The sequence below is a fragment of the Bradyrhizobium diazoefficiens USDA 110 genome, from assembly GCF_000011365.1.
Taxonomy (GTDB): Bacteria; Pseudomonadota; Alphaproteobacteria; order Rhizobiales; family Xanthobacteraceae; genus Bradyrhizobium; species Bradyrhizobium diazoefficiens.
In genome coordinates, this window is record NC_004463.1 from 607,173 (window position 1) to 620,076 (window position 12,904).

Here is a 12,904-nt window from a genome sequence, read left to right on the forward strand (position 1 = left end):
CGGCCCGACCTCTTACGCCAAACGGGTCTGCAAAGCACGCTCCAAGGTGTCAAATAAGGCATTTTCGTCCGGTTTCGCGGCCACCAGAACCTGCGACGCACCGGCATCGCGCAGCACGCTTGCGACCGTCTCGGACAGGCAGCATTGCGGGATCGCCAGCGCCGAGATTTCGACGCCTTCGTCCCGCGCTGCATCCAGGAAGGCTCGCGCGCTGCGCCGGGAGTAATGAAGCACCGCCTCGATCCCATGCGCGGCAAAACCCTCGCAGACATCGCGCGGGAGAACCTTGACCGGCGCCATGCGATAGGTGGTCTGCGTCACCACGTTGAAGCCTTCGGTGCCGAGTTCGCCGCCGAGATCGCGCGACAGATCCGCGCCGGCGAGATAAAGCAGCGTGCTTTTCTTTTTCAGCACCTTGTCGCGCGCACTCCGGACGACCGTGTCGCGCAGGGCCGCGGAATCGCCGCCGGCGATAATCACCTCGGCAAAGCCGGCGTCTCGCGCGGCAGTCGCGGTGTGCTCGCCGACCGCGAACAGCGGCAGCTTCAACAGGCCGAGATCCTGCAATTGCGGCGCGACGGCACGGATCGCATTGGCCGATGTGACGATGATGGCGCTATAGTTCGCCTCGCTCTCGTCGTGGAAAGCGACCGGCTCGAATTTGAGCACCGGCGCGAGCAGCACCACGTGTCCCCGCGCGCGCAAATTGTCCGCCGTCGCCTCATTGTCGGGATGCGGCCGTGTGACAAGAATGGACATCGCTCGTGTTCCCGAACCGCGTGACGGTGACGCATTCGCAAAGACGGCCGCGCGTGACGATTGCGCAAGCCGACCCCGGAATGCTACCGGACGTACCAGAACTCTGCTTTCCGGATGAGCGCAAGGGCGCAAATTGGATAACAATTCGCCAATGCTGGTATTGGGCATCGAAACCACCTGCGACGAGACCGCCGCGGCCGTGATCGAGCGCGCGCCCGACGGCATCGGCAAGATCCTGTCCAACATCGTGCGGTCGCAGGTCGATGAGCATGCCCCGTTCGGCGGCGTGGTGCCGGAGATTGCCGCCCGCGCGCATGTCGACCTGCTCGACGGCATCATCGACCGCGCCATGCGCGAGGCCGGCATCGGCTTCGCCCAGCTCAATGGCGTCGCGGCGGCCGCGGGACCGGGCCTGATCGGCGGTGTCATCGTCGGGCTCACCACCGCGAAGGCGATCGCTTTGGTGCACGACACGCCGCTGGTCGCGGTGAACCATCTGGAGGCGCATGCGCTGACGCCACGGCTGACCGACGGAATCGAATTCCCGTACTGCCTGTTCCTCGCCTCCGGCGGCCACACCCAGATCGTCGCGGTCACCGGCGTCGGCCAATATGTGCGGCTCGGCACCACCGTCGACGACGCCATCGGCGAAGCCTTCGACAAGGTCGCGAAGATGCTGGGCCTGCCCTATCCCGGTGGCCCGCAGGTCGAGCGCGCGGCGGCCGGCGGCGATGCCGCGCGCTTCGCCTTTCCGCGGCCGATGCAGGGCAGGCCGGACGCCAACTTCTCCCTGTCGGGATTGAAGACCGCGGTGCGCAACGAAGCGAGCCGGATCGCCGAGATCACGCCGCAGGACATCAGCGATCTCTGCGCAAGCTTCCAGGCCGCCGTGCTGGAGGCGACGGCCGACCGGCTGAATGTCGGCTTGAGACTTTTCCGCGAACAGTTCGGCGCGCCGCGCGCGCTCGTGGCCGCCGGCGGCGTCGCCGCCAATCAGGCGATCCGCGGCGCGCTGCATGACGTCGCTCGGCAGGCCAAGACGCAACTGATCATGCCGCCGCCTGCGCTCTGCACCGACAACGGCGCGATGATCGCCTGGGCCGGCGCCGAGCGCCTCGCGCTGGGAATGACCGACACGATGGAAGCCCAGCCCCGCGCCCGCTGGCTGCTCGACGCGAATGCGACAGCGCCCGCGGGCTACGGCAAGACGCGAGCGGGATTCTAAATGGAGAGGCGTCTCCACGAGCTCCACTTCACCTCGCCCCGCTTGCGGGGAGAGGTCGGATTGCATCGTAGATGCAATCCGGGTGAGGGGGACTCTCCGCGAATCCAGCTGCCACCTCCCTTGCGGAGACTCCCCCTCACCCCAACCCTCTCCCCGCAAGCGGGGAGAGGGAGCGGAGGGAGCGAGCGATGACCGCGTTCCACTCCGTTGCGGTGATCGGAGCGGGCGCCTGGGGCACGGCGCTGGCGATGGTGGCAGCGCGGGCCGGGCGGAGCGTCACGCTCTGGGCGCGCAATGCCGAGCATGCGACGCGCATCGCGTCGACCCGCGACAATCCGCGGCTACCCGGCGTGCGGCTTGCGCCGGACATCGTCGTGACGAGCGAGCTGGCGCTCGCCGCGCGCGCGGACATGCTGCTGATCGCAACGCCGGCGCAGCATCTGCGCGGCGCCGTCAACATGCTGGCCTCGCACATCGCAAGACCGACACCGGTCGTCGCCTGTGCCAAGGGCATCGAGCACGGCACCCATAAATTCATGACCGAGGTGATCGCTGAAGCCGCGCTGCACGCGCAGCCGGCGATCCTGTCGGGCCCGAGCTTTGCCGACGACGTCGCGCGCGGCCTGCCGACGGCGGTGACGCTGGCGGCGAAGGAGGAAGAGCTGGCCAGCAGCCTCGTGCAGGCGTTGGGCTCGCCGACGTTCCGGCCCTATCACTCCACCGACGTCCGCGGCGTCGAGATCGGTGGCGCCGCCAAGAACGTGCTGGCGATCGCTGCCGGCATCGTGGTCGGCCGCAACCTCGGGGCCTCCGCGCTCGCCGCGCTGACCACGCGCGGCTTCAGCGAGCTGGCACGGCTCGGCCGCGCCTGCGGCGCGCGCCCGGAAACGCTCTCGGGCCTCTCCGGCCTTGGCGACCTGCTCCTGAGTTGTTCAACCGCGCAATCGCGCAATTTCGCGCTCGGCATTGCGCTCGGCCGTGGTGAGGCGGCGCCGGCGGGCAAGCTTGCGGAAGGCGCATTCACCGCGCCGGTGCTGGTCGAGCTCGCGGCCGCACGGAACGTCGACATGCCGGTCTCGCAGGCCGTCGCTGCCATCCTCGACAACAAATTGACGATCGACGCAGCGATCGAGGGGCTGCTGACGCGGCCGTTCAAGGCAGAAGAATAACATCTTCCGTCATGCCCGCGCTTGTCGCGGGCATCGACGTCTTGGTATTGAACACGGAAGCAGAGACGTGGATGGTCGGGCATAGGCGAGCGAAAGCGACGCCGTCCTTCGGACGGCTATGCCCGGCCATGACGAACGGATAGGGCGCGCGATGAACTACTGGCTGGTGAAATCCGAACCGTCGGTGTGGTCCTGGGACCAGCAGGTGGCGAAGGGCGCCAAGGGCGAAGCCTGGACGGGGGTGCGCAATTACACCGCGCGCCAGAATCTCGTCGCCATGAAGAAGGGCGACAAGGCGTTCTTCTATCATTCCAACGAGGGCAAGGAGATCGTCGGCATCGCGGAGATCGTCAAGGAGGCCTATCCGGATCCGACCGACAAGACCGAAAAATTCGTCTGCGTCGACATCAAGGCCGACAAGCCCTTGAAGACGCCGGTGACGATGGCCGCGATCAAGGCCGAGAAGAAGCTCGCCGACATGGCGCTGGTGAAATATTCGCGCCTGTCGGTGCAGCCGGTGACGGCGGAGGAGTGGAAGCTCGTCTGCAAGATGGGCGGGATGTAGGAGTTATCCCATCTACGCTGTCCGACTTACGTCTCCGGCAGCGCAAAGACCTCGCATGGCGCGGCAATGCCGCGCAGCGGATGCGATCCGAGCGCAACGAGAGCCATGTCCGTCTCGGCGGCGAGCGCGCCCGACACCAGCACGGTCTCGCGAAGCGGCTTGCACAATCCCTCGAGCCGGCTGGCGAGATTGACGGCGGGACCGATCGCCGTGAAATCGAGCCGGTTGGCGGCGCCGATATTGCCCCACAGCATCTCGCCGAGATGGAGCGCCGCGCCAAACGAGAGCGGCGGCAGGCCCTGGTTGCGGCGCTCGTCGTTGAGGTGGGCCATCCCCGCCCGGGCCGCGCCTGCGGCGCGCAAGGCCGCATCGCAGGCGCGGCGCGGTGATGCCTCGACCACCGGAAAGATCGCGAGCACGCCGTCGCCGATGAATTTCAGCACCTCGCCGCCAAAGGCGTGAACGGCACCGGCGATGCGGTCGAACCAGGCGTCGAGCGCCGCGATCACCTGGGCCGACGGCGTGGTTTCCGACAGGATCGTGAAATTGCGCAAGTCCGCATAGAGTAGCGCGGCCTGAATGGTTTCGCCGAGATCGCGCCGCAGCGGTGCCGCCAGCACCCGTTCCGCGCTGCGTTTGCCGAGATAGGCATCCAGCGTCGCCCGCAACGTGGCGCGCGCGGCGAGCACGGCAAGGGGCGTCGCGGCAAATCGCGCAGCCTGGCGCAGTTGTTCGATTTCATCCGCCGTGAACGGACGCGGCCCGATCCAGCCGAGCACCGGTCCATCGGGCCGACCGACGATGTCTTCGTGCACCTCGCCGTCCGCAATGCCGCGGAGCCAGCGGCGACCGGCATCGTTGGGCGGGTCGGGCGCCAATCCGCCTGGTGCAAAGCCGAGCGCTTCGATCACCGTGCCGGTCCCGGCGCGCCACAGCCAGGTCCGCTTCGCGATCAGCGGGTGCGGCACCTCCAGCGTCAGGGCGCCTGCCGCAAGCGGCACGCCGTCGGCGACCAGATGCGCGCCGAGGTCCGCAAGCAGGCGGTCGGCCCCCTGACTATCGGAGGCGGCATCGACGAGCCAGGCGAGGGTCGGGGCGAGGTGCATGGCCCGATGATGACGAAGCAGGCCCGTCTTTGTCACGGGCAATCCTTGACGGAGCGCAGGGCCGCCGCCATGTCCCGAGGGCAGCCCAAGGGCAGCTCAAGGCAAGACGAGGATGATCGCCGATGACCGAACCGTTCATAGTGCGACGCGAGACCCAGATCGCAGCCCCGCGTGCCACCGTCTTCGCCTATTTGACCGATCCCGAGAAGATCTTGAGCTGGATGGGTTCCGACGCGACGACGGAACCGCATCCCGGCGGGCTCTATCTGCTCAAGGGTATCGGCCCGCGCGGCGCCGCCGCCCGCGGCGCCTTCCGCGAGGTCGTGCCGGTGCATCGTCTGGCCTACACGTTTGGCTGGGAGGGCGGCCAGGAAGTACCACCCGGATCGAGCCTGATCGAGATCGACCTGATCGAGCGCGACGGCGGCACGCTGCTGCGCATGACCCATAGCGGGCTGCCGACCGAGGAACAGGCCGCCGCACACGCGAAGGGTTGGGCGCACTATCTGGAACGACTCACCACCGCAGCCGCGGGCAACGATCCCGGTCCGGATAACGGCGTCTCGACCAAGTCGTAGCTCTTGTGGGGTCGTTACACCGCCGCGGTCGCGACCACCTGCGCCAGAAGCTGCTCGCGCCTCGCCTGCGAGCGCTGGCCCTTCATGGTCGCGGCGAAGCGCTCGAGAATGCCGTCCTCGAAGGCGGTGACGATGGTGTCGTGGACATAGCTCTTGCGGCAGATCGCCGGCGTGTTGGAGAGCTTGTCGGCCGCGGCACGGATCGCGTCCAGCACCTGCTTCTTGCGGCCGCGCTGGCTGGTCGCCGGCGTGATCCGCGACAGCGATTCCACCACGACGGCGGAGGCCATCAGGGTGCGAAAATCCTTCAGCGAAATCTTGATGCCGGCGATCTCGCGCAAAAACGCGTTCACCTGCGTGGTGTTGACCGCGCGCACGATGCCGTAGGCATCGCGATACTGGAACATGCGCTTGCCGGGAACGCCGCGCAGGATGCCGATGGCGCGCACCAGCTTGGCCGCGTCGCACTCCTTCCGCACCGCCTTGCCGCCCTTCGCCTTGAAGGTCAGCACGAAGCAATCGTCTTCCAGTGTCACGTTCGACTTCAGCAGTGTGGTCGCGCCGCGGGTTCCGTTGAGGCGGGCATAGGATTCGTTGCCGGGACGGATCGCGGTGCGCGCGATCAGCTCGATCACGGCCGAGAGCGCGAATTCGCGTGTCGGCTCGTCACCCGACAGGAACGCCGACACCTTGCGCCGGATCTTTGGCAGCGCGCCGACGAGCTTCTCCAGGCGATGCGCCTTGCGGTGCTCGCGGACCTTCTCCCAGTCGGCGTGATAGCGGTATTGCAGCCGGCCCGCGGCATCGCGTCCCACGGCCTGGAGATGCGTGCTCGGATCGGCCGAGTAGCGCACCTCGCGATAGGCCGGCGGCACCGCCATGGCGTGCAGCCGGCGGATGGTGCGGGCGTCGCGGATATGCGCGCCGTTGGGACGGACGAAGGAATAGCCCTTGCCGCGCTTGATACGGCGGATGGTCAGCTCGTTCTGGTCGCCGAGCCGCAGGCCCAGCTCCCTGGCCAGCGCCTCGACCGTCGCCGCGGGCGCCGTGTCGAAGACCTTTTTCGGGCTGAGACGCCCCGAAACGGCCGGTTTCGGCCATTGTCCCAGGGCCTTGGCCAGCGCAACAGCTGCAGGATCGGCTGAAGCGGGCCGCATCGTCCCGAGATTCTGCTGATCCATCATAGTGTTACGCCTTAGCCCTGCCTGTTACCGGTCAATGCCGCTGTTCTGATTTTTGTTCCTGGGGGTCTCTTTGGACCCGGGTTGGCCATTTAGGGTGTTCCGAACCGTATTGCGAGTCCCGAATCAGTGAGAGACGGTTCCCAAATACCTCCGAACGGCGCATGGGGCTCTGCGCAGGCCTGTTCCGGGGATCTGGGTAAAGAGCCGAAAGGCGCCGCCCGGCCTGTTTCAGATTTGCGACAGCCGGCCCGCGCACCTTGATCCTCCGCATGGCAGGCCGCTCGCCGAAGGTCCAGCTTGTGCACCTTGTCGGGTCCGGTTAGCCCGACGCATAATCAGCCCAATGATTGATGTCGGCATTGCCTGAGCTTGCCGCATGTGGAGGGAAATATGTCCGAGAAGATTTACGACGTGCCGGCGGAATGGGCAAAGCGCGCCTGGGTCGACCAAGCCAAGTACAAGGAAATGTACGCCCGCTCGATCTCGGACCCGAACGGTTTCTGGGCCGAACAGGCCAAGCGCATCGACTGGATGAAGGCGCCGACGAAAATCGAGAACGTCTCCTTCGCGCCGGGCAACGTCTCGATCAAATGGTTCGAGGACGGCGTCCTCAACGTCGCCCATAACTGCATCGACCGTCATCTGCACAAGCGCGCCAACCAGACCGCAATCATCTGGGAAGGTGACGATCCCTCGCAGTCCCGCCACATCACCTACAAGGAGCTCCACGACGAGGTCTGCCGGATGGCCAACATCCTGCGTACCCGCAACGTCAAGAAGGGCGACCGCGTCACCATCTACCTGCCGATGATTCCGGAAGCGGCCTACGCGATGCTGGCGTGCGCGCGGATCGGCGCGATCCACTCCGTGGTGTTCGCGGGCTTCTCGCCCGACAGCCTCGCCCAACGCATCAACGACTGCCAGTCCAAGGTGATCATCACCGCCGACGAAGGCCTGCGCGGCGGCAAGAAGGTGCCGCTGAAGGCCAATGTCGACGCGGCGCTCGCCAAGGCCGACGGCGTCGACTGGGTCGTCGTGGTCAAGCGCACCGGCGGCAAGATCGACATGAACCCGACCCGCGACCTCTGGTATCACGAGGCGGCGGCGATGGTGACGACGGAATGCCCGGTCGAGCATATGCACGCCGAGGATCCGCTGTTCATCCTCTATACCTCAGGCTCGACCGGCCAGCCCAAGGGCGTGCTGCACACCTCCGCCGGCTATCTCGTCTATGCCGCGATGACGCATCAATACGTCTTCGACTATCACGACGGCGACATCTACTGGTGCACCGCCGACGTCGGCTGGGTCACGGGCCACAGCTACATTCTCTACGGGCCGCTCGCCAACGGCGCGACCACGCTGATGTTCGAGGGCGTGCCGAATTATCCGGACAATTCCCGCTTCTGGAACGTCATCGACAAGCACAAGGTCAATACCTTCTACACCGCGCCGACCGCGATCCGCGCGCTGATGCAGGGTGGCGACGAGCCGGTGAAGAAGACCTCGCGCGCCTCGCTGCGCCTGCTCGGCTCGGTCGGCGAGCCCATCAATCCGGAAGCCTGGGAGTGGTATCACCGCGTCGTCGGCGAGGACCGCTGCCCGATCGTCGATACCTGGTGGCAGACCGAGACCGGCGGCATCCTGATCACGCCGCTGCCGGGCGCCACTAAGCTCAAGCCGGGCTCGGCGACGCAGCCCTTCTTCGGCGTGGTGCCGGAGATCGTCGATGCCGACGGCAAGGTTCTGGAAGGCGAGACCACCGGCAATCTCTGTCTCACCCGGGCATGGCCGGGCATGATGCGCACGGTCTATGGCGATCACGCGCGGTTCGAGCAGACCTATTTCTCGACCTACAAGGGCAAGTATTTTACGGGCGACGGCTGCCGGCGCGACGCCGACGGCTATTACTGGATCACCGGCCGCGTCGACGACGTCATCAACGTCTCCGGCCACCGCATGGGCACCGCGGAGGTCGAGAGCGCGCTGGTTGCGCATGAGAAGGTGTCGGAAGCTGCCGTCGTCGGCTTCCCGCACGACATCAAGGGCCAGGGCATCTACGCCTATGTCACCCTGATGGCCGGCGTCCAGCCGACCGAGGATCTGCGCAAGGAGCTCGTGACCTGGGTGCGCAAGGAGATCGGCCCGATCGCCTCGCCCGACCAGATCCAGTTCGCGCCGGGCCTGCCCAAGACCCGCTCCGGCAAGATCATGCGCCGCATCCTGCGCAAGATCGCCGAGGACGAGCCGGGCAGCCTGGGCGACACCTCGACCCTGGCCGATCCCGCCGTGGTCGACGACCTCGTCAAGAACCGGCAGAACAAGAAGTCGGCGTAAGCCAAGGTCTCGTGCCCGGGACGCAGCGCAGCGCGCACTTCAGCGGTGCGCTGCAGAGCCGGGGCCCGACTGTCCACACGCAAAGAACTGGGTCCCGGCTCTGCGCCTCGTCACTTCGTGCCGCGCCTTGTCCGGGACACGCGACCAAACCTCGCTCCGCACTCTGTCGCCCCCCGAAACAACAGCGGTTCACACCCTCACGCTCTTGTCAGGGCGCTTGCCGGCATGGCCGTATCTTTCCCGCCGAGTGTTGTTTTCCGGTCATTTACTTTATTTCGAACATTTCCTTTGTTCCCCCTGCTGGCTGGCCCTCGGCGGCCGCGCGTAGAAACCATCCGGTTAACAGGCGCGGTTAAGAATGTCCGGGCAAGGCAGCGATTGCCGGGTTCTGCGTAGATTTGGACGACCCGTACGGGGCAAGGGGAAGCATTGATGGCGATGAGGATTGCTGTGGCGCTGGCCGCCACCATCGGGGCAGGGATATTGATGTCAACGGCGGCGGAGGCGCGGCCGGAAATGGTGGGGACGCACCTGGCCGACTATTCGCCGGGCACTATCGTGGTCAAGACCAACGAGCGGCGGCTCTATCTCATTCTCGATGACGGCCACGCCGTGCGCTACCCGGTCGGCGTCGGCAAGTCCGGCAAGCAGTGGGCCGGCACGACCCGTATCGACGGCAAATACCGCAATCCGGCCTGGTCGCCGCCCGCCGAGGTGAAGCGCGACAAGCCGCAGCTTCCCGACGTCATTCCCGGCGGCTCGCCGCGCAACCCGATGGGCGTTGCGGCAATGACGCTCGCCGGCGGCGAATATGCGATCCACGGCACCAACGTGCCGGGCTCGGTCGGCGGCTTCGTCTCCTATGGCTGCATCCGCATGCTCAACGACGACATCACCGATCTCTACAGCCGCGTCTCTGTCGGCACGACGGTGGTCGTGACACGCTGATCACCGGGATCGGAGAGAATTGAAAGAGCCGAGTCCTCGACGCGGCTTTTTTGTTACCAGAAGCGCCACCCCCGCGCGCACCAGCCGTCGCGATGGCCGCCATTGTAGCTGCGCGCATAACCACCCGCGAGCAGCACGGCCGAGACGTTGGCCGCGCGTTTGGTCGCGACATCGGCAAGAACACGCCCGTATTTGTCGGGGCCGAGATTGGTGATCGTGACGCCGCCCTGGCCGAGCAGGTTGCGCAGCGCGTCGGTGGCGGCTTCAGCCTTGTCCAGTTCCTCCTGGCAGGACGCTTTCATCTCCGGCGCATCGATGCCGCGCAGGCGCACGCGCACGACGAGATCGCGGCCGCCCTGCTGATGCACGCGCGCGAGAAAAGTGTCGCCGTCGATGGTGCGGATGACGTCGACGGGCTGACGGCTAGCGGAATTGCCGGATTGCTGGAGGATGATCTCGGTATCTTGCGACCGACCGTCGGCTCCATGCGGAACGGGCACTCCGTGCCGGAAGGTGAGCACGATCGCCGCCGCGACGCCGACCACGAACATCCACGGCAACAGGCCCGCGAAGCGGCGGCCGAACGGCGAACCGCCGAACTGCGGCCGATAGGCATTGGGGCGATCGTGGAAGCGCATCAACTCACGCTAGGACTGAGTCGGGGAAACCGGCAAGGCACGATCGGCACCCGGGCTGATCGGTGATCGCCTGATCGCCCCGATCGTTGCCCGACGAAGAATCGTACCTATGCGCGGCGCGCTGTTCCAAACGCTCTCCGTTCGATACCTCCTGTAGTTGTACGGAATTTAAGATTCACGCGTTGTTTAGTAATAGGGCGGAGTACTCGGTTTGCGTGTGGGGAGCGGTAAGCATGGCATCGTTCAAGGTTCGCATCGGTACAAAACTGGGATTGACCGCGAGTGCGGGTGTCCTTCTCGTCGGCGGCATGCTCGCCAACCAGCTCATTCGCAACGAGCAGATCGCGGACCTGAGCCGGCTGGTGGTCATCAACACCGCGAACAAGGCCAACGCCCAGGGCGCCGAACTCGCAGTGACCCGGGCACGCCTCGCCATAGCGGAAATCGGATCCGCATCCTCCGCCGACGGTCTCGCCAAACATCTCGAAACATTGCGTGGCTCCATCGCCGGTGCCACGACCGAAATAGACGCCGCATTGGAACGGTCCAAGCGTGCCGAAGCCAAAGAGCTTTGTCGCGAGGTGAAGATCCTGCTCGACGCCTCTCTGAAGGCCGGCAACGATCTCGGCGAGGCTCGTGGCACCGCCGTCGCCGAATTCGCCGCGGCAAGCCAGATCGAGGAGGCCTGGAACAAGGCCCTCGAGACCCTGTTGGCGTCGTCCGCAATCGCCGCATCGCAGAACCGGCTCAACATCGAGGTCGCATTGCGCGAAGCCGACGCCTTGTTCAAGGCGGTCAGCGCGGCCGACTGGCATTTCACGGCGACCGGCGACGCCGTGCAGAAGGACCGCATCGCCGAACGCGCCGACGCCATGATCCGCGCTCTGAAACAGGTCCGTCAGTCCGCCGACGACAAGAAGATCGCCGACGGTGTCGACGCGCTCGCCGCGCTCGCCGGACGCTACAAGGCGGTAACCGGCGTAGCCATCAAGGCGGAGGAAGCCAAGAGGAGCATTTTCGACGAGCGGGTGCTTCCGGCCGCCAAGGAAATCACAACGCGCGTCGACAAGCTGGTCGCCGCCAACAACGAATATATGGCTCTGCGGCAGAGCCAGCTCGTGACCGCGCTGGAGCAGGCGACCCAGGTCAGCCTGGCCGTCGGCGTCCTCGTGATCCTGGTCCTGGCCGGCTCCGCCCTGTTTTCCGTGCTGAGCATCGCCCGGCCGATCCGTCGCATCGGCGACGTGCTGCTGCAACTCGCCGGCGGCAACAAGGCCGTCGAGATTCCCTACACCGCCCGCGGTGACGAAGTCGGCGACAACGCTCGCGCGGCCCGCACGTTCAGGGACAACCTGATCCGCATCGAGCAGATGGAGGCCGACCAGAAGGATCAGGAGGCCGCAGCCGCCGCGCAGCGCAAGCAGGAGATGATCCGGCTGGCGGGCGCGTTCGAGGATGCGGTCGGCGGCATCATCAATTCGGTTTCGGTCGCCTCGCAGCAGCTCGAATCCGCCGCCGGCACGCTGTCGGGGACAGCGGAAGAGACCGAGCAGCTTTCCGGAATGGTGGCCGCGGCCTCCGAAGAAGCCTCTGCCAATGTCGGAGCCGTGGCGTCCGCCGCCGAGGAGATGAGCGCATCGGTCGTCGAGATCGGCCGGCAGGTCCATGATTCCAGCCGCATCGCCGGCGAAGCGGTGAAGCAGGCCGAGCGTACCGACGTCCGGATCAACGAATTGCTCAAGGCCGCGGGCCGGATCGGCGACGTCGTCAAATTGATCACCGCAATCGCGGAGCAGACCAACCTGCTGGCCTTGAACGCCACCATCGAAGCGGCGCGCGCCGGCGAGTCGGGCCGCGGATTTGCCGTGGTGGCGAGCGAGGTCAAGGCGCTCGCAGCCCAGACCGCGCGGGCAACCGACGAGATCGGCGCACAGATCGCCGACATGCAGACGGCGACGGAAGACTCCGTCGGTGCCATCAAGGAGATCGGCACGACCATCTCCAGGATTTCGGACATCTCGACCACCATTGCCGCCACCATCGAGGAGCAGGGGGCTGCGACGGCCGAGATCGCACGCAATGTCAGCGAAGCGGCCAAGGGAACGGTCGAAGTCGCCGACAAGATCGCCCAGGTCAGTCATGGCGCCGGCGCCACCGGTTCGGCGTCGACGCAGGTGCTGGCTTCCGCGCGCTCACTCTCGACCGAGAGTGGCCGCCTCAAGCACGAGGTCGCGAAATTCCTCGATACGGTGCGGGCCGCCTGAGGACCCGCACCTCCTGCGGCCGGCCCGAGGCCGGTCGCAAGCCATCATTCTCATGTGACGAACAATCAACGGCTTTGGGAGACCCCCACGCCGAGCCCCCGCTCGCGCCTGGGTCAAACATATAGACTGGG

General features: G+C 66.3%; 11 protein-coding genes. 7 read left to right on the forward strand and 4 right to left on the reverse strand.

Annotated elements, in window-relative coordinates; translation table 11 throughout:
- Positions 1-12 precede the first annotated feature (12 nt).
- Positions 13-759: a uroporphyrinogen-III synthase gene (locus BJA_RS02870; protein WP_011083395.1), complete on the reverse strand. Its 747-nt coding sequence runs from the start codon at positions 757-759 to the stop codon at positions 13-15.
- A gap of 151 nt (positions 760-910) precedes the next feature.
- On the opposite strand from BJA_RS02870, the gene tsaD reads away from it, so the two are divergent.
- The 3 genes from tsaD to BJA_RS02885 all read left to right on the forward strand — a co-directional run bounded on the left by tsaD (position 911) and on the right by BJA_RS02885 (position 3,718).
- Entirely contained in the window at positions 911-1,984 is a 1,074-nt protein-coding gene (gene tsaD / locus BJA_RS02875) for a tRNA (adenosine(37)-N6)-threonylcarbamoyltransferase complex transferase subunit TsaD (RefSeq protein ID WP_011083396.1), read from the forward strand.
- A gap of 188 nt (positions 1,985-2,172) precedes the next feature.
- The gene (locus tag BJA_RS02880) at positions 2,173-3,153 is read left to right on the forward strand and encodes an NAD(P)H-dependent glycerol-3-phosphate dehydrogenase (protein ID WP_011083397.1); all 981 of its coding nucleotides are present in this window, start codon (positions 2,173-2,175) and stop codon (positions 3,151-3,153) included.
- A gap of 151 nt (positions 3,154-3,304) precedes the next feature.
- Positions 3,305-3,718, forward strand: a complete 414-nt coding sequence (locus tag BJA_RS02885; protein ID WP_028174950.1) for an EVE domain-containing protein — start codon at positions 3,305-3,307, stop codon at positions 3,716-3,718.
- Between the two features lie 26 nt (positions 3,719-3,744).
- Here the strand turns inward: BJA_RS02885 and BJA_RS02890 are convergent, their stop codons facing one another.
- The gene (locus BJA_RS02890; RefSeq protein ID WP_038965106.1) at positions 3,745-4,824 is read right to left on the reverse strand and encodes an adenylate/guanylate cyclase domain-containing protein; all 1,080 of its coding nucleotides are present in this window, start codon (positions 4,822-4,824) and stop codon (positions 3,745-3,747) included.
- 122 nt (positions 4,825-4,946) lie between these two features.
- On the opposite strand from BJA_RS02890, the gene BJA_RS02895 reads away from it, so the two are divergent.
- A complete protein-coding gene (locus BJA_RS02895; RefSeq protein WP_011083400.1) occupies positions 4,947-5,402 on the forward strand; it encodes an SRPBCC family protein in 456 nt (151 codons plus the stop codon).
- A gap of 14 nt (positions 5,403-5,416) precedes the next feature.
- Here the strand turns inward: BJA_RS02895 and BJA_RS02900 are convergent, their stop codons facing one another.
- Positions 5,417-6,586, reverse strand: coding sequence for a DNA topoisomerase IB (locus tag BJA_RS02900; protein ID WP_011083401.1), 1,170 nt, complete (start codon positions 6,584-6,586; stop codon positions 5,417-5,419).
- Between the two features lie 390 nt (positions 6,587-6,976).
- On the opposite strand from BJA_RS02900, the gene acs reads away from it, so the two are divergent.
- Entirely contained in the window at positions 6,977-8,923 is a 1,947-nt protein-coding gene (gene acs, locus BJA_RS02905) for an acetate--CoA ligase (protein WP_028174953.1), read from the forward strand.
- Positions 8,924-9,355: 432 nt separating this feature from the next.
- Positions 9,356-9,871, forward strand: coding sequence for a L,D-transpeptidase (locus BJA_RS02910; RefSeq protein WP_011083403.1), 516 nt, complete (start codon positions 9,356-9,358; stop codon positions 9,869-9,871).
- Between the two features lie 53 nt (positions 9,872-9,924).
- Here BJA_RS02910 and BJA_RS02915 read toward each other — a convergent pair whose 3' ends face one another.
- Positions 9,925-10,509: a thermonuclease family protein gene (locus BJA_RS02915; RefSeq protein ID WP_011083404.1), complete on the reverse strand. Its 585-nt coding sequence runs from the start codon at positions 10,507-10,509 to the stop codon at positions 9,925-9,927.
- 233 nt (positions 10,510-10,742) lie between these two features.
- Between BJA_RS02915 and BJA_RS02920 the strand changes: the two genes are divergently transcribed.
- Positions 10,743-12,773 carry a methyl-accepting chemotaxis protein gene (locus tag BJA_RS02920; RefSeq protein WP_038965108.1) on the forward strand — a complete coding sequence of 677 codons (2,031 nt, stop codon included), beginning with the start codon at positions 10,743-10,745 and terminating at the stop codon, positions 12,771-12,773.
- The last annotated feature ends 131 nt before the right edge of the window (positions 12,774-12,904 follow it).